Origin of the sequence: Paraburkholderia azotifigens, from assembly GCF_007995085.1 — a bacterium.
Classification (GTDB): Bacteria; Pseudomonadota; Gammaproteobacteria; order Burkholderiales; family Burkholderiaceae; genus Paraburkholderia; species Paraburkholderia azotifigens.
On the sequence record NZ_VOQS01000003.1, the window covers coordinates 320,048 to 336,300 of the forward strand.

Here is a 16,253-nt window from a genome sequence, read left to right on the forward strand (position 1 = left end):
TCGTTGCCTTGCTGGTTTCCATTAGCATTCGATGACGTTCACGGCGAGACCACCGCGTGACGTCTCCTTGTATTTCGTTTTCATGTCGGCGCCCGTTTCGCGCATCGTCTTGATGACATTGTCGAGCGTCACGTAGTGCTGGCCGTCGCCCTTCAGCGCCATGCGCGATGCGTTCAGCGCCTTGATCGCGCCCATCGCGTTGCGCTCGATGCACGGAATCTGCACGAGGCCGCCGACGGGATCGCAGGTCATGCCGAGGTTGTGCTCCATGCCGATTTCGGCGGCGTTCTCGACCTGTGACGGCGTGCCGCCCATCACGGCTGCGAGTGCCGCCGCCGCCATCGAGCACGCGACGCCCACTTCGCCCTGGCAGCCCACTTCGGCGCCCGAGATCGACGCCGTTTCCTTGTAGATGATGCCGATGGCCGCTGCCGTCAGCAGGAAGTCGACGATGCCGCTTTCGTTCGAACCCGGCACGAACTTCACGTAGTAGTGCAGCACGGCGGGAATCACGCCCGCCGCGCCATTGGTCGGCGCGGTGACGACGCGGCCGCCCGCGGCGTTCTCTTCGTTGACGGCCATTGCGTAGAGGTTGACCCAGTCGAGCATCGACAGCGGATCGCGCAGCGATTCTTCCGTACGCGAGCGCAGTTGCACGGTGAGATCGGCGGCACGGCGCTTGACCTTCATCGGGCCGGGCAGCTCGCCGTGCATCTTGCAGCCGCGTTCGACGCAGGCGGCCATCGTGCGCCAGATGGCCAGCAGGCCTTCGCGCACTTCTTCGGGCGAGCGCGACGCGCACTCGTTCGCGAACGTCACCTGTGCGACGGAGAGACCGCTGTCGCGGCACACGCGCATCAGGTCGTCGCCGGTGCGGAACGGATACGGCACCTCGCCGCCCGCGCGCACGCCGTTCACGCGGTCGCCTTCGCGGTTCACGACGAAGCCGCCGCCGACCGAGTAATACTCTTTCTCGACGAGCAGCTGGCCGTTCTCGTCGAATGCCTGGAAGCGCATGCCGTTCGGATGCACTACGCTGCCCGTGCCGCTCATCAGGCGGCGGAAGAATGCGATGTGCTCTTTCTCTTCGAAGGCGATGTCGTGCTTGCCGAGCAGCGACAGCTGCTTGCTCTTGCGAATGTGCGCGAGGCGCGGCTCGATCAGATCGGGATCGATGGTGTCGGGCAGATGGCCTTCGAGGCCCAGCAGCACGGCCTTGTCGGTGCCGTGGCCCTTGCCCGTCGCGCCGAGCGAGCCGTACAGCTCGACTTTCACGCGGCGCACGAAGGCAAGCAGATTCGCGTCCTCGATATGCGAAGCGAAGCGGCACGCGGCGATCATCGGACCGACGGTATGCGAACTCGATGGTCCGATGCCGATCTTGAACAGGTCGAAAACGCTGACGTTCATGGAAACCTTGCTCAGTTGGGTGGGCGGAATGTCGTCGAATCGGCGAGGCTTCCGCAGTGACGCCAGTACACCAAAGCGTAAAATCGGCAGATAGAACAAAAACGGCATCGACGTGGGATGGCCACGCCAGAGCGTGCTTCGGGTGCTTACCGGCTGCGTTTTCCGGCAACTCGCTGACGGAAAAACGCAAGTCCGGGCGGCTCGCGGTTCGCGCAATCGCAGGCCGCACAGGGGCGCAGGCGCTTCGTATCTGCGAAAATCGGTGTCGGAAAAGGACAAGAGGCGCGCAGCCGGATCGGCGACGCTAGGGTTATCCCGCGTGCGCGCGCTTTTGCTTTTTATTCGCTGCTTATCGTCGTCAGCCATTGCAGGCCTTCATGACCCTCGTTGATTCGCTACCGCTGACTTCCATCGACGCGCTGCCCAAAGAGCGCATCCGCTTCGGCATCATCCTGCTGCCGAACTTCACGCTGACGGCGTTCTCGGGCTTCGTCGACATGCTGCGTCTGTCCGCCGACGAAGGCGACTACAGCAAGCCCGTGCGCTGCTCGTGGAGCGTGATCGGCGACACGCTCGCGCCCGTGCGCGCGAGTTGCGGGATCCAGATCACGCCGTGGGAAACCTTCGCCGATGCCGAGCCGTTCGACTATGTGGTCGTCGTCGGCGGGCTGCTGCATTCGGGGCCGCAGGCAAGCGACGAGACACTGCAGTTCATCCGCGACGCCGCGCGCAAGAATGCGACGCTGGTCGGGATCTGTACGGGCGTGTTCGCATTGATGCGCGCGGGCGTTCTGGACGCGCACCGGATTTGCGTCAGCTGGTTTCATTACTGGGACTTCGTCGAGCGCTTTCCGTCCGTCAATTCGGATTCGCTGATCGCGGACCGGCTTTTCGTGATCGACCGGCGGCGTATTACGTGTTCGGGCGGACGCGCTTCGATCGATGTGGCGGCGGCGATCTTGTTGCGGCACTTCGAGACGGCGACGGTGCAGAAGGCGCTGCGGATTCTGCTCGTCGGCGAAATGCAGAAAGGCAATGCGCCGCAGCCGCACCCGCCGGGACTGGAGCCGGCGACGCATCCGAAGGTCAAGCGCGCGATCCTGCTGATGGAGCAGCATGTCGGGCGCACGCTGCCTTTGGAGGAACTCGCCTGCAAGCTGGATTTGTCGCCGCGTCAGCTGGAGCGGCTGTTCAAGGCCGAGACGGGCAAGAGTCCGCAGGCGTTTGCAAAGCAGGTTCGGCTGAGGACGGCGGCGTGGCTGCTGACGAGTTCGGATCGGACGGTGGCGGATATTGCTTCGAGTTGCGGGTTTTCCGATGCGTCACATCTTGGGCGGGAGTTTCGGAAGGAGTTTGGGATGCCGCCCGTGATGTTCAGAGAGCAGCGCGGTGGGACGCCGGTTGAGGGGGATGCGGCGGCGGCTTATGAGGAGACGTTTCCGGGGCGGGTGGATGTGTTTTGAGGCTTACCAGGACAACTTTAAGATCGACTGTAAAGAATTGTCCTAGCCCGCCCATTTCGTTGGACAGGCAAAGTTCTGCCGGGTATTTATAGCGTTTTCAAGAAAATGCCTGGATGCGACAGTGCCGATTTCATGCATATTCACCCTGAATAGCAAGCCGATGTCTGTGTTGCAGTGTGAAGGCATCGGAAATTTTGATGCGTTTTCGGGTCACGATAACGGAAGAAATAACCCCGCCGCTGTCGCCATTCCTGATATCGGTCCGCTGCCGCCGGGGCGCTACTACATCGTAAATCGAGGTTCTGGCGGGCTATTCACCCACGTCCGAGACCTGTTTGTCGATCTTGTAAACGGGACCGACCACAACAAATGGTTTGCGCTCTTTCGTGACGACGGCGATATAGACGACTGGACATTCATTCACGCAGTGGGACGCGGTCACTTTCGTCTTCATGCTAGCGGACTAAGAAATCGAAGCGACGGATGCATTACGCTGCCGGATCGAATTGCCTTTGATCGTTTGCAACACATGCTTAGATCGGCCAGCGTGATGAGCGTACCCGGTGGCAAAGGTCTCGCCTATGGAACCGTGGACGTCACATAAAAGAGAGTTGCTATACCCACCCATCTGTTACCAGCCGACGACCCGATATGCCGACTGTCCGCAAGTGGCTTCTCAACGTGACGATAGTGCTTTGCCTGACAGTGCTTCTCGCGCCCCTGGTGGGCCGCATCGTATTTTCAAATCCATTGAGCGATGTCGTGTTCGCTTTGGCAGCCTTATTGCATATCTATGGTGACGAAGACGTGGACTCGCTTTCCATCGGACTTTCTTTTGTCATTTCATTTGCGCTCGCACTAGAGCGTGTTAGGCACTTTTGGTGAGGTTTCCGAAATGGACGAGCATCAGAACGGCAAAGATGACGAAGTGAAGCCCGGCAAGTGTTTCTGGCAAGCGCTCGTAATCGCGCGCGAGTCGACGAAAGCGATTCAACCAGCCGAAGCTGCGCTCTACAACCCAGCGGCGCGGCAACAGGACAAAGCCCTTTTTCGCTTCCGCCAGTTTGATCACTTGAAGCTCAATTCCCTCGTCAAGCGCGGCCTGCGCAGGTTCCTCGCCGGTATATCCCTGATCGGCAAACGCGACTTTCACTGTCTGGCCGGTGGCCTGCTGGACCTGACGCGCAAGCTCGCCGACCTGTGCACGCTCCTGTTCATTGGCTGGTGTTACATGCACAGCAAGCAACTGCCCCAGAGTATCGACGGCCATATGGACCTTGCTGCCTTGTTTGCGCTTGTATCCGTCATAACCGGCTCGCGGCCCGCTCTCGCACGTCGACTGCAGCGTGCGCCCATCGAGAATCACCGCGCTGGGCTGCCCCTGGCGCCCCTGTGCGACTCGTATGATCGAACGCAAATCGCTGACCATGGCCTCGAAACAACCCGCCTGAATCCAGCGTTGCGTTTGCTGATAGACCATCTCCCACGGCGGGAAGTCATTGGGCAACAGGCGCCAGGGTGCACCCGCGCGCACGATCCAGCGAAGCGCGTTGAACATTTCGCGCAGTTCGTATCGACGCTGCGGTGCGTCTTTGTTCATCAAGGTCAAATACGGCGCGGCGAAGTGCCATTCTTCATCCGATACATCCGTTGGGTAGGGGCGGCGTTTGCTCATTCCGCCAGGTTACCAGGTTTGGCAGCAAGTGCCTAACACGCTCTAATAACCATTCGCGCGATCACTTTGGCCATCAAGAAACACAAATCGCAAGGCTAGGCACAGTACATTCGGAGCGCTTTATTTCCCCAACTGACGCTGAGTGAAGAAAACCAGGAGAATTTCTGCTAATGCGGCGGCTGTGGCAACGGTGTTCTTTATATTTTCCTTTCCTGTTAGCCGCATCGTCTTCACAGACGAATTCAATTCATTTTTAAACACCGCATTGCTCAGGCTGGGAATGACTCACGAAGGAGAACCCGGAGATTCGCTAGTCGACGCATTTCTAATATTGTCCCTTCTGTCATCATTGGCGACCGTCTGGTTAGGCAATGCCCTTATCGAACTCTTACGCAGAAAACGCTCAAATGTCGAATGACACCTTCATAAAGATCGATGGAATTTCAGGCGAATCGGAAGATACCGCCCATCCTGACGAAATACAGGTGACCAACTGGGGATGGAAGATGTTCCAGCAGTCGTCCATGATGTCTGGTTCAGGCGGCGGTGCCGCCAAGGCTACAGTCGAAGACCTCATATTTTTTCATGAGGTTGACCGGGCAAGTCCAAACCTGATGTCGTATTGCCTGACCGGAAAACATATTCCCAAGGTCGTGCTGACCATGCGTAAGGCAGGTGGCATTCCGCTTGATTTTCTTCGAATCACCATGAATGACGTTGTCATTACAGGTGTAGAAATGTCCTCGAGCTACGAACAAGTTCGCTTGTCGTTCGCAAGCGTCAGGCAGGAGTATCTGTTGCAGAATGCCCAAGGCGGAAGCAGAGGTGTAATCACAGGGACATTCGATCTCAAGCAAAATGCTCTCGGCCGATAGTGTCCCTGTAACGCGCGGCGAGTCTCTCGCAGCGCAGAGTGCGCGCGACTGCCGTTCTTCGTCGTTGCGAATGACAGCCGCGTTTCCTTACCGTCGAAACTAGCCTGGCTCCCGTTTCAAGGCTCGTACAGCTTCCCTCTTACGACTCCTCCGACCAAACCATATTCTCCCTGGCCATCATCGCCGTCGAAGCCCCCGGCCCAAACGTCCCCGCCGTATATCCACGCGGCTTATCCCCATTCCTCTTCCACGCTTCGATAATCGGATCGACCCACGTCCACGCCGCTTCCAGTTCATCGCGACGCATGAAGTGTGTCAGCCTGCCGCGCACGACGTCGATCAACAGCCGCTCATACGCTTCCGCGCGACGGCTCGTGAACGCCTGCTCCAGATCGAGATTCAGATTCACAGGCAGCGTACGCATTCCACTGCCCGGCTCTTTAGCCAGCATCTGCAACTGGATCGATTCATTCGGCTGCAACTGGATCACCAGCCGGTTGCCGCAATTACGAGGACCGCAAGGACTATTCGGCATGATCGAAAACGGCAGATCCGCGAATTCGATCACGATCTCCGACAACTTCTTCGCCATCCGCTTGCCCGTGCGCAGATAGAACGGCACGTTGGCCCAGCGCCAGTTGTTGATATGCGCGCGCAGTGCGACGAAGGTTTCCGCGCGGCTATCGGGCGGCACGTTCGCCTCTTCCAGATAACCCTTCACCGGCTCGCCGTCGACTGCGCCCGCCGTGTACTGCCCGCGCACCGTATCGCGCGAAATGTCTTCCGCCGTCATCGGACGCAGCGAACGCAGCACCTTCAGCTTTTCGTCGCGCACGGCGTCGGCATCGAGCGACACGGGCGGCTCCATCGCGACGATGCACAGCAGCTGCAGCAAGTGGTTCTGCACCATGTCGCGCATCGCGCCCGTGTGATCGTAGAAGCCCGCGCGCGTGCCCACGCCGACCGACTCCGCCACCGTGATCTGAACGCTGCGGATATACGGCGCCTGCCATAGCGGCCCGAAAATCGCATTGCCGAAGCGCAGCACCATCAGGTTCTGCACCGTCTCCTTGCCGAGATAGTGGTCGATACGATAGATCTGATGCTCGGCGAAATGCTTGCCGACAGAATCGTTGATCGCCTTCGCGGATTCCAGATTGTGACCCAGCGGCTTCTCGAGCACGACGCGCGAATGCTCGTCGAGCAAACCGTGCGACGAGAGGTTGTCGGAGATCGTCGTGAACAGTTCCGGCGAGGTCGACAGATAGAACACGCGCAGCGCATTCTGACGCGATGCTTCGGCAAGTCGCGCATAGTCGCCGGCCTGATCGACGTCGACGCGCACGTATTCGAACAGCGAGAGAAAGCGGTCCCATGCGGACGAGTCGAACGCATTCGACTCGATGAACGGACGGCTCTGCTCTTCCATCCATTTCAGATAATCGTCACGCTGCCATTCGCGGCGGCCGATGGCGAGAATGCGCGTTTCGGCGGGCAGGTTGCCGTGCGTATGCGCCATATACAGCGCGGGCAGCAGCTTGCGGGCTGACAGGTCGCCGGCGCCGCCGAAGATGATCATGTCGAGCGGGCGTTCCGGCGAAGCAGGAGCAGTGGAAGTCGTCATAGCGCGGTCGCAAAAATGAACTGCTGGGAGAAACACAAGCCGGCTCAGACCACGCTTTCAGGCAGCGCTTACATCGTCCGGTTTGCGCGAGACGACTATGTTGCAACGTTTTCCGTTTGTTTGCACGCTTGCTGACGTGACACGGCACGGACGTTCGTTTCGGTTCTTCCCCGCTCTGCTCGCAACCAGACACCGACGCGCGACGGCGATATGCCGATGCTCGCCACCTCAGCCCGCGCCCAACGCTGCGCGCGCGACACGTCCCGCCGCCAGATCCCAGGCCGCGCAGCCGACCGTCTTGAAGACGATGGGCCTGTCGAGCGCGGGCTTGTTCGCAACGGCATCCTTGATGCCCGTCACCGTCGACCAGTCGATACCCGCCTGAATGAAATCCCCCGCTTCGTGCTTCGCACCCGCCAGATCGTCGACATACAGCGCGCTGCCCGCCAGCGTGCGCGCGCCGATCTCGCACATCTGAGGCGTGAACGCGCCGACGCCGATCACGAGCCGCCCCGCGCGCGGCGCTTCGTCGTAGACGGCCTGGCGGCTCGTCGTGAGCGCGATGACGGTATCGACGGAATCGGGAATCGTCGTGTCGTTCAATGGTTCGAGCGAGCGAACGTTGGTTTGCTGCGCGTCGCAGAACGCCTGGGTGCGCGCCGCCGATCTACCCAGCACGCGCACCCGCGCCTCCGGATACAGCTCGCCGATTGCCTGCACATGGCTCGCGGCCTGCGTGCCCGCGCCGATCAGCAGAATGTCCTGGGGCGCGGCGCGCGACAGCGTCCCGATACCGAGCATCGTCATCGCGGCCGTGCGGCGTCCCGTGACAGTCGGGCCGTCGAGAATGAACAGCGTCTTGCCCGTATCGGGATCGAACGCCATGACCTGGCCATGGATCGTCGGCAGCGCACGTTCGCCGTTGCGCGGACACACGTTGACGAGCTTGTGGATCGCGAGATCGGCGGAGGCGGCGGGCATCGACAGCATGATGCCGTTGTCGTTCAGCGGCACGACGAGCCGCTCGGGGCTCGCCACGTGTCCGGCGGCGTAATCGGCGGCCGCTTTCTTCAATGCATCGACGAGCGGGCGAAACGGAATCAGGTGCGCCGTGCCGGCGGCGTCGAAAATCGGCGTGGTGCTCATGTCGAGGCGTCTCCTTGCGCGTTCAGCGCACCAGAAAACCGTAGGTCAGCGGATCGCGTTCATCGACGATCCAGTTCGCGAAACCGCAGATATGCGCGTCGCCTTCGATCTCGGGAATCACGGCATCGAAGCGGTCTAGCTTCGTCTCGGACAGCACGCGTCCGCGAAACACGGTACCGATGATCGATTCGTTGACGAGCGTCTCGTCCTTGCCCAGTTCGCCGCGCAGATAGAGTTGCGCGACACGCCCGGCCGTGCCGGAGCCCGTCGGCGAGCGGTCGACTTCGCGGTCGGCGAACACGCAGCAATTCGCTTGCGTGGAGCCGGCATGGCGCGGCGCGTTGTCGATGATCGTGCCGTAGATGTGATTGATCTCGGGAATGTGCGGATGCTGGACCTTGAACGCCTCGTTTGCCGCGCGCTTCACTTCGGCGCCGAACTGGATCAGGCGGTCGACTTGCGACTCGCGCACATCGAGCCCGAACGGCTCGCCCGACGTGTAGAAATAGAACGCGCCGCCGAACGCGATATCGCCGCGCACGGTGCCGAAGCTCGGCGTCTCGACGCTGACGTCGCGCTGCCAGATGAACGACGGCACGTTGACGAAGCGCACGCTGCCCGCGTGGTCGCCGTCCCATTTGACGAACGCTTCGATGAAGCCGCACGGTGCATCGATGCCGACGCGCGTTTCCGGCTCCGTGCGCTCGACCCAGCCGAGCGCGACGGCCGTCGTGGCGAGCGCGATCACGCCGTGGCCGCAGTGGTCGCTATAGCCCTCGTTGTGGACGAAGATGATGCCGAAGTCCGCGCCTTCCGAGACGGGATCGGTCAGATAGCCGCCATACATGTCGGCGTGGCCGCGCGGCTCCAGCATCAGCGCGCGGCGCAGATGATCGGCGTGTTCCTTGAGCCACGCGCGCCGCTCGACGATGGTCTTGCCCGGAATCTTCGGCAGCCCGCTCGTGACGATCCGGAACGGCTCGCCGCCCGTATGCACTTCAACCGTACTGATCACGCGATTCAGCTTCATGATGCGTTTGCTCCTCGCGAGGATTGGGATCGCGGTTGCATCTGCCGCAGGTCGGCCATATTGTCTCGCTCCATCGTCTTTGTTCTATACTGGACAGAAATGTAGACCAGCTTTGGTTTGCGAGCAACCAGTTCAAAAAATTTTGAACACTGCTGCAACGAACTGGTTCGATTCCTGCCCACATTACGCTGTCGCTTGCCCTTACCCGACGCATCGCCATGGCCTCGACCTCACTTGCACTGGAACGCGCGTTTCGCCCGAAGCAGATTTACGAGCAGGTTGCGGAGCGCATGCGCGGCGATATCCGCAGCGGCGATTTCGCGCCCGAAGCGCGCTTGCCGTCGGAGCGCGAGCTGGCGGCGCGCTTCGGCGTCGGACGGCCTGCCGTGCGCGAGGCGTTGGGGGCGTTGCAGAACGAAGGTCTGGTCGTCACGCGGCGCAATTCGGGCACGTACGTTTGCGCGGATGCGTTGCAACGCTTGTCGGCGGCGCCTGCCGACGCTCATCTGCCGGACTGTGATGCGGACATCAGTCCCACTTCGGCGCTCGATGTGCGTCTGATCCTGGAGCCCGCGATCGCGCGCCGCGCGGCCATGCATGCGCAGCGCGACGGACTCGCCGAGCATTACCTGGAGCAGATGGATTCGATCAACGATGTTTCGGATGCTGCGCAGCGGGCGTTATGGAATGACAGTGACCGGTTGTTTCACCGACAGCTTGCTGTGATGACGGGCGACGCGCTGCTCGTGCGAATCGCCGATGAGGTCGCGAGGGCGATGGACCAGCCGTTGTGGAAAAGGCTCAAGGATGACGGCATCCATGATCCTGGGCGGATCAGGCTTTATGTTTCTGAACATCGGCTGATTTATGAGGCAATCGTCGAGGGTGACGCTGAGGCGGCTGCTTTTTATGTTCAGCAGCACATCATGCGCGTCCGGCGGGATATTGCTCCTAAGTAGGTTTTTTGTTTTGTCTGCGACGCTAGTCGCCATTTATCTGGTTTTGGGTCTTGCTGCGCTGGCATCCGCGATTTCGTAGCGGTGCTGCAAGCGTTGCCCCTGTGCGGGGCGGCACTTACTTTCTTTGCCGCCGCAAAGAAAGTAAGCAAAGAAAGCGGGCTAACACCGCGAATGCTAGTCATTGCCTGCGGGCCCCCAACGGGTCCCGCACTTCATGCGGCAACACACTAGCTTACCCGCGTTGCCAGCGCATCGAACAAATGCATCACCCACTCCAACCACTCGTAGCGCAGCCAGCCGCAGCGAATCGTCTGCGCCGCCCAGGTGGCAAACGGTGTGTAGGTTGTCGCACCTTACGCGTTCGCGCTCCTACGACACCGATCCGCTTTTCAGTCCGGAGTGGTGCATTTCCGTCACGGCTGCCTACACACAGTTTGCCACCTGGGCGGCGGTGGGCTTCTGGTAACGCGGTCTTTGACGTGGGAGTGTGAAGTAGGGGATGCGAATCCAGGAGCGCTGGCAACGCGCATTGAGTAGCTCGATGCCGCATGAAGTGCGGGACCCGTTGGGGGCCCGCAGGCAACAACTAGGATTGGCGGGGTTAGCCCGCTTTCTTTGCTTACTTTCTTTGCGGCGGCAAAGAAAGTAAGTGCCGCCCCGCACAGGGGCAACGCAAGAAGCACCGCTACGAAATCGCGGATGCCAGCGCAGCAAAAACCAAAAACCAGGAATGGCGACTAGCGTCGCAGACAAAAACCCAAACCCACTTACAACATACTCCTGGGCCTCTGCATCGTGCCGTCAAAAAACCGCTGCAACCGGAACGCAGCCAGATCAAGCGACGGCCTGCCATCGTCGATCCACTCTGCCATCAGACGCCCGACGATCGGCCCCATGGCAAACCCATGTCCACAAAACCCTGTCGCGATCAACAGACCAGAAACCTGCGAAGGTGCATCAAGCACAGGAATCCCATCGGGCAACACATCGATCAACCCGGCCCACGACTCGACGATCCGCGCATCCTTGAGCGCGGGAAACAGCGCATGCAACTTTTGCAACGCACGCGGCGCATGCCCGCGATTGGGCCGCGGATCTGGATCCCGCGGATGTAAAACGCGCTCACCAGCAGGCACGACACCCGGCAACCGGTCGCGCAGATCGCGAAACATCGCCCCGTTCAGATGAAAACTGAACTTCTCGCGCTGCGTCCACAGTTCAGGCAAAAACCACTTCAGCGCACGGAAGTACCCCAACGTCATATCGACATCGACCTGCATGTCGTCGGCGAGATTGATTGCGCCATTCGCCCGCTGACGGATGCCGAGCCCATGCCCCCAGAACGTCGAAGCCGTCACGGACGGCAAAGGGTTCGTGCGCATGCACGTGCCACGCACCGCCTGCTGCGGCAGCACCATGCCGAGCGTGTCGAGCAGCCGCCAGCTGGTCGCGCCCGCCGCGATGATCACCCGTGGCGTGCGGATCGTGCCGCGCTCGGTGACGACGCCCGTCACCGAGCCCGCCGCCCGCTCGATGCCCACCACGCCGCAGCCCTCGAAGAAGCGCGCGCCCGCCTCCACGGCGCGCGACGCGAACGCGGCCGCCGCCCGGCGCGGCTCGGCCTGGCCGTCGCTCGGCGTGTACAGGCCGCCAAGCGCCTTGCCTTGCATACCGTGCACATGCTGGTCGATCTGCGACCGATCGAGCACACGCGTGTCCAGCCCGTACTGCTTCGCGACGTCCAGCCATTGCTGGAACGATGTCCAGTCCTCGTCGTTGTCTGCCACGTACAGGCAACCCCCCTGCCGCCATTCGAGATCGAAATCCAGTTCGCGCTCGAGCTGCTCCCAGATCCGCATGCCCGCCATCATCAGCGGCACCTCGGCGGCTTCACGGCCCTGCTGCCGGACGAAACCCCACGCGCGCGTCGACTGCTGGCCCGCGATGCGCGACTTGTCAAGCACCACCGCCTTCACGCCACGGCGCGCAAGATAGTACGCCGCCGCGCAGCCCATGATGCCCGCGCCCGCGATGACGACGTCGGCTTGACCGGGAAACGGCGTGTCGGCCGGACTCAGATTGGCGTGCAGCGGATAAGTGGTCGTCATCGGAAGCGAAAAGTGGCGCAACGAGGCGGTAGCGAGGGACAGCATCTTCTCAGGCCCGCCCGCGCGCTGCAATCCCGGCAAGAAATGGCCACGGGTTGCGCTCGCCCGCCCCTGCGCCATTGCGCGCCATCCATCGGCCCATCGACTGCAGCGCCGAAAATTACACGCTTACTCTTTCGCGTCATTCGTTTTGCATACATTTCGCCGTTAAAATAGAAAGGTTACGCATGAATCGGACATGCCCTCGTTCGCAACAGGTGATCGAACTCATTAAAATTGGCAGGCTCGTCGAACACAATCGATCATGCGGGCACGGCGCGATACCAGGCGCGCCCGAAGTCTTGCGGTACAGTTGCTGTCCCGCGAGGACAGCACGTCCGCCCGGCGTGCCGCGTGGCACCTCGCTGCTGCCACGAGGTCTCGTCATATACAACTACTTACATCGACACACACTTCGCGCATGTCCAACGAAGCCACCTCAACCGATTCGCTAGCCGTCGCCGAACGCGTACGCGAGTTGATGAGCCGTCACGGCATCGGCAAGCGTCAGCAGACCAGCGAGCTTTGCCGGATCCTCGACTTGAGTTTTTCGCAGGGCCACCGGAAGCTGCGCGGCAACAGCCCGTGGACGCTCTCGCAGATCAAGAAGGTCGCCGAGGTGTTCGGCGAGCCTGCTGCGCAGCTGTTCGGCGCGCAGTCGCTCGACCCCGGCATGGTGGGCGCCACCGCGCAGGAGGCGGTGTTCGCGGTCGGCCCGATCGAACTCGCGTGCACCGCGTGGATCGGCGCGCCAATCGAGGCAGGCAGCCGGCCGGAGTTCATCGCGTGGTCGAAGCTCGACCAGTGGCGCGTCGTGCGTCATGACGGCGCGCTCTATCAGAACGCGTATGAAGTCCACAAGATCGAGATCTATCCGCGCCGCGCCGAAACAGACAAGCCGTTGATCGCCGTGGTCGACGATGACCAGGCGTCCGCCGACAACCTGCGTGACTATCTGGAACGCAGCGGCTTCGCGGCCGTCGCGATCTACGGGCTCGCCGCTTTCGCGGATACGCTGCAGACGCAGGTGTTCGACGGCGTCGTGATCGACTGGCTGTTCGGCCCGCAGACGTCGGCGGAAGCGATTCGCGCGGTGCGCGCATCGGAGAACCCGGACGCGCCCATCTTCGTGCTGACGGGCGAACTGCTGACGGGCAAGGCGAGCGAGTCGGAGATCAGCGAAATCGTGCGCAACTACGACGTCGCGTGCTACGAAAAGCCGGCGCGCATGGCGATTCTGGTCGCCGAACTGTCGAAGCGTCTGAGCCGCGCGTAAGCGCGAGCGACCTTCTCCACCGCGCGTAAGCGCGAGCACCATGCGTAAGCGCGAGCGACCTTCTCCACCGCGCTTAGGCGTGGGCGGACCTTCCGCCTCCACGCGTAAGCGCGGGCGGGCGACCACTGGCAAGCGGGCCCGCCCCGTCGCAGTCAGCCCGCCACCGACGCCCCGTGCCGCGCCGCCAGCGCGCGCTGCACGGCAGCGCGCAGCACCTCGTAATGAACCGGCTTCGTCAGGCTGTCGAAGAACAGATCGGCCTCGGCGCGCTGCATGCCGTCGGGCGCATAGGCGCTCACGGCGATCACGGGCGTACGTGCCTCGGCGGGCTGCTTGCCCGCCGTCTCTCCATACTCGGCCATGAACGCATAGCCGTCCTTGTCCGGCATATGCAGATCGAGCAGCACCAGATCGCAATGCCGCGCGGCCAGCCACGCGTGCGCGTCGTCGGCATTGGCGACGGCGGCGGCATCGCAGCCCATGTGCGCGAGCATTTCGCACAGCGACTCGCGGATCAGCTCGTTGTCGTCGACGATCAGCACCTGCGGACGGCCCTCGCCATGCGCCGTTTGCGGCGTGGCCGCCGTCCCCGCGGGCGCGGCGACCGGTTTCACGGGAATCGTCACCGCGAACCGCGTGCCCTTGCCCACCTCGCTGTCGACGCCGATCGTCCCGCCGAACAGATCGACCAGCCCTTGGACGATCGCGAGCCCCATGCCCGCGCCCTCGAAGCGCCGCGTGCGCGACGAGTCGAGTTGCGTGAACTCCTTGAATATCAGCGGAATCTGCTTGTTGGGCACGCCAGCGCCCGTGTCAGTGACGACGACGATCAGCGCGTCCTCGTGCTGTTCGAAATGCAGCGTGACCCTGCCGCGCTCCGTATAGCGGATGCCGTTGGTCACGAGGTTATTGACGATCTGCCGGATGCGATGCGGATCGGAATCGACGAGCCCGGTGCGCCCGCTCGCCATGCCCTCGAACACAAGGCCCTTCGCGCGCGCCGCCGGTTCGTTTTCGTCGACGATCGACACCAGCAGTTCACGCGGATCGAAATGCTCGTTGCGCAATTCGAGCTTGCCGGCGCCGAGGCGCGCGTAGTCGGTCAGATCCTTCATCTGCGCTTCGAGATGGCGCGCGGCTGTCTCCAGCCGCTGCAGCACCTTGCGGTCCGCCTCGGAATGAAACGTGAAGCCGAGCAGCTCGATCGACGAGACGATCGCGTGCAACGGCGTGCGCAGTTCGTGGCTGATCATGCCGAGGAACGCGTCCTTGGCCAGACTCGCTTCGCGCGCGGCGCGGCTGGCCTGATGCTCGGCATCGAGCGCGGCGTGCTGCTGCAGGATCAGCTTCGTGCGGCGCCGGCCGTTCATCACCAGCAGCGTGGTCGCCGCCGCCGACAGCAACAGCAGCACCAGCCCGCCCGCGAACAGCATCCGCCGCTTCGCGATGAAGTCGGTGTTCATCGCCTCGCGATCCTGCAAATCGACGTTGCGACGGCTCTGCGCGAGATCGTTGACTTCCTTCCAGTGCTTGCGCAGTTCCTCGACCATTTGCGAGGCAAGCGCGGGCGTGGTGGGCAGCGCGTCGAGCGACGGCTGCAAGGCGACCAGCATCGCCGACAACCCGGCAAGTTCTTCCTGCTGCCGCTGCACGCTTTCCGCCTGCGCGGCAAGGCGCCGGGTCGAGCCCGCCATTACGCGCAACTTCGATTGCAGCACCTGGAAATGCAACGCAAGCCGCTGATAGTCGCTATCCGCGCCCGTCTGGTACAGCAGCAGCTGGCTTTCGAGCCGCGCGTAGGCGATCTGGAGCTGCGCGGCGTCCCAGTAGAAACCGTCGTAGGTGCCCGTCACCTGCTGGGTCGCACGGGGATTGAGCAGCGTCGAGTAGAGCAGATAGCTGATCGCCGTGATCGGCGCCGCGAGCGCGGCGATCCAGATGACGACCAGCACCACACGGCGCAGCGGGCGCCGTCCTATTTGACGATGAGAGCCTTGATCTGCCATACGAATTTCGCGTCCGCCGACGCCCCCGCCAGTTCGCCGGGAAACTGGTCGCGCGGATAGATGAGAAACAGCGGTCCGAAGTCGCTGACCTGCAGGCGCTGGCCGTTCATGCTGTACGCAACGATCACGCCGTAGCGGCTCGAGTCCGACACGGGAACCGTGTACGTATAGTCATCCAGCGTATGGATTTCGATCTGATCGCCGTATGCGCCCACGGTCTTGAGGATATCCGCGAGCAGCGGCCCCGTGAAGGTCGATTTCGCCGTCCAGGTCGTCGACGTCGAAATGCTATGAGCCGGCAGCGCCAGCAATTGCGCTTCCGAAAAATGAAACACGGTGTGATCGGCGTCGTTGGTCTTCGCGATCTTGCCCTTCACGTCGAGCGCGAGCGTCGTCGTCAGTGGCGCGGCGCCTGCTTCGGACGAAATGAAGGCCAACGCCAGCACGGACATCAGCGCAAGCACGCGCAACCATCCGTTCTTCTTGTCGTGCACTTTCTGGTCCCTCTTTTGTGGTCTTTATAGTCGATGTGCCCGCATTGTGCCTGACAACGCGGCCAGACAATAACGACAGCGCCGTGAGACGTGCCCCGACACAGAATCTTTACATGGCGTGCATAATATCGGCTCCATCTCAAAAAAG

13 protein-coding genes are annotated in these 16,253 nt (G+C 62.0%); 5 read left to right on the forward strand and 8 right to left on the reverse strand.

All coding sequences use genetic code 11. The annotated features are described in order from the left end of the window. Nucleotides 1-21 precede the first annotated feature (21 nt). Nucleotides 22-1,410: an L-serine ammonia-lyase gene (locus FRZ40_RS18600; protein ID WP_147235099.1), complete on the reverse strand. Its 1,389-nt coding sequence runs from the start codon at nucleotides 1,408-1,410 to the stop codon at nucleotides 22-24. A 377-nt stretch (nucleotides 1,411-1,787) separates the two neighbouring features. Between FRZ40_RS18600 and FRZ40_RS18605 the strand changes: the two genes are divergently transcribed. After that, the gene (locus FRZ40_RS18605) at nucleotides 1,788-2,873 is read left to right on the forward strand and encodes a GlxA family transcriptional regulator (protein WP_028367792.1); all 1,086 of its coding nucleotides are present in this window, start codon (nucleotides 1,788-1,790) and stop codon (nucleotides 2,871-2,873) included. Nucleotides 2,874-3,033: 160 nt separating this feature from the next. Then, entirely contained in the window at nucleotides 3,034-3,477 is a 444-nt protein-coding gene (locus FRZ40_RS18610; protein ID WP_081767538.1) for a DUF2778 domain-containing protein, read from the forward strand. 264 nt (nucleotides 3,478-3,741) lie between these two features. On the opposite strand, the gene FRZ40_RS18615 is transcribed toward FRZ40_RS18610, so the two are convergent. Next, complete coding sequence (locus FRZ40_RS18615) at nucleotides 3,742-4,548, reverse strand: IS5 family transposase (protein ID WP_147233640.1); 807 nt, start codon at nucleotides 4,546-4,548, stop codon at nucleotides 3,742-3,744. Between the two features lie 407 nt (nucleotides 4,549-4,955). Between FRZ40_RS18615 and FRZ40_RS18620 the strand changes: the two genes are divergently transcribed. Beyond that, nucleotides 4,956-5,423 (forward strand): Hcp family type VI secretion system effector, encoded by a 468-nt coding sequence (locus FRZ40_RS18620; RefSeq protein ID WP_028367790.1) that lies wholly within the window; start codon nucleotides 4,956-4,958, stop codon nucleotides 5,421-5,423. Nucleotides 5,424-5,562: 139 nt separating this feature from the next. Here FRZ40_RS18620 and zwf read toward each other — a convergent pair whose 3' ends face one another. From zwf to lhpH, 3 genes are all read right to left on the reverse strand, one after another. Beyond that, nucleotides 5,563-7,047, reverse strand: coding sequence for a glucose-6-phosphate dehydrogenase (gene zwf / locus FRZ40_RS18625; protein ID WP_028367789.1), 1,485 nt, complete (start codon nucleotides 7,045-7,047; stop codon nucleotides 5,563-5,565). A gap of 228 nt (nucleotides 7,048-7,275) precedes the next feature. Continuing rightward, nucleotides 7,276-8,193 carry a bifunctional Delta(1)-pyrroline-2-carboxylate/Delta(1)-piperideine-2-carboxylate reductase gene (gene lhpI, locus FRZ40_RS18630; RefSeq protein ID WP_147235100.1) on the reverse strand — a complete coding sequence of 306 codons (918 nt, stop codon included), beginning with the start codon at nucleotides 8,191-8,193 and terminating at the stop codon, nucleotides 7,276-7,278. Nucleotides 8,194-8,215: 22 nt separating this feature from the next. Beyond that, nucleotides 8,216-9,223: a trans-3-hydroxy-L-proline dehydratase gene (gene lhpH / locus FRZ40_RS18635; protein ID WP_147235101.1), complete on the reverse strand. Its 1,008-nt coding sequence runs from the start codon at nucleotides 9,221-9,223 to the stop codon at nucleotides 8,216-8,218. Between the two features lie 218 nt (nucleotides 9,224-9,441). On the opposite strand from lhpH, the gene FRZ40_RS18640 reads away from it, so the two are divergent. Then, the gene (locus tag FRZ40_RS18640; RefSeq protein WP_147235102.1) at nucleotides 9,442-10,182 is read left to right on the forward strand and encodes a FadR/GntR family transcriptional regulator; all 741 of its coding nucleotides are present in this window, start codon (nucleotides 9,442-9,444) and stop codon (nucleotides 10,180-10,182) included. 767 nt (nucleotides 10,183-10,949) lie between these two features. Here the strand turns inward: FRZ40_RS18640 and FRZ40_RS18650 are convergent. Continuing rightward, the gene (locus FRZ40_RS18650; protein WP_028367785.1) at nucleotides 10,950-12,290 is read right to left on the reverse strand and encodes an NAD(P)/FAD-dependent oxidoreductase; all 1,341 of its coding nucleotides are present in this window, start codon (nucleotides 12,288-12,290) and stop codon (nucleotides 10,950-10,952) included. 460 nt (nucleotides 12,291-12,750) lie between these two features. On the opposite strand from FRZ40_RS18650, the gene FRZ40_RS18655 reads away from it, so the two are divergent. Then, a complete protein-coding gene (locus FRZ40_RS18655; protein ID WP_147235104.1) occupies nucleotides 12,751-13,605 on the forward strand; it encodes a helix-turn-helix domain-containing protein in 855 nt (284 codons plus the stop codon). Between the two features lie 152 nt (nucleotides 13,606-13,757). Here FRZ40_RS18655 and FRZ40_RS18660 read toward each other — a convergent pair whose 3' ends face one another. Both FRZ40_RS18660 and FRZ40_RS18665 read right to left on the reverse strand, forming a co-directional pair. Continuing rightward, the gene (locus FRZ40_RS18660; protein ID WP_193567014.1) at nucleotides 13,758-15,611 is read right to left on the reverse strand and encodes an ATP-binding response regulator; all 1,854 of its coding nucleotides are present in this window, start codon (nucleotides 15,609-15,611) and stop codon (nucleotides 13,758-13,760) included. After that, nucleotides 15,581-16,063: a putative pterin-binding protein gene (locus FRZ40_RS18665; protein WP_420873891.1), complete on the reverse strand. Its 483-nt coding sequence runs from the start codon at nucleotides 16,061-16,063 to the stop codon at nucleotides 15,581-15,583. Before FRZ40_RS18665 ends, FRZ40_RS18660 begins: the two co-directional genes overlap by 31 nt. Nucleotides 16,064-16,253: the final 190 nt, after the last annotated feature.

What these genes read in the sequence shown, in the direction of transcription:
- FRZ40_RS18600 (WP_147235099.1), bottom strand. Translation starts at nt 1,410, where the DNA reads ATGAACGTCAGCGTTTTCGACCTGTTCAAGATCGGCATCGGACCATCG.
- FRZ40_RS18605 (WP_028367792.1), top strand. Translation starts at nt 1,788, where the DNA reads ATGACCCTCGTTGATTCGCTACCGCTGACTTCCATCGACGCGCTGCCC.
- FRZ40_RS18610 (WP_081767538.1), top strand. Translation starts at nt 3,034, where the DNA reads ATGTCTGTGTTGCAGTGTGAAGGCATCGGAAATTTTGATGCGTTTTCG.
- FRZ40_RS18615 (WP_147233640.1), bottom strand. Translation starts at nt 4,548, where the DNA reads ATGAGCAAACGCCGCCCCTACCCAACGGATGTATCGGATGAAGAATGG.
- FRZ40_RS18620 (WP_028367790.1), top strand. Translation starts at nt 4,956, where the DNA reads ATGTCGAATGACACCTTCATAAAGATCGATGGAATTTCAGGCGAATCG.
- zwf (WP_028367789.1), bottom strand. Translation starts at nt 7,047, where the DNA reads ATGACGACTTCCACTGCTCCTGCTTCGCCGGAACGCCCGCTCGACATG.
- lhpI (WP_147235100.1), bottom strand. Translation starts at nt 8,193, where the DNA reads ATGAGCACCACGCCGATTTTCGACGCCGCCGGCACGGCGCACCTGATT.
- lhpH (WP_147235101.1), bottom strand. Translation starts at nt 9,223, where the DNA reads ATGAAGCTGAATCGCGTGATCAGTACGGTTGAAGTGCATACGGGCGGC.
- FRZ40_RS18640 (WP_147235102.1), top strand. Translation starts at nt 9,442, where the DNA reads ATGGCCTCGACCTCACTTGCACTGGAACGCGCGTTTCGCCCGAAGCAG.
- FRZ40_RS18650 (WP_028367785.1), bottom strand. Translation starts at nt 12,290, where the DNA reads ATGACGACCACTTATCCGCTGCACGCCAATCTGAGTCCGGCCGACACG.
- FRZ40_RS18655 (WP_147235104.1), top strand. Translation starts at nt 12,751, where the DNA reads ATGTCCAACGAAGCCACCTCAACCGATTCGCTAGCCGTCGCCGAACGC.
- FRZ40_RS18660 (WP_193567014.1), bottom strand. Translation starts at nt 15,611, where the DNA reads ATGGCAGATCAAGGCTCTCATCGTCAAATAGGACGGCGCCCGCTGCGC.
- FRZ40_RS18665 (WP_420873891.1), bottom strand. Translation starts at nt 16,063, where the DNA reads ATGTCCGTGCTGGCGTTGGCCTTCATTTCGTCCGAAGCAGGCGCCGCG.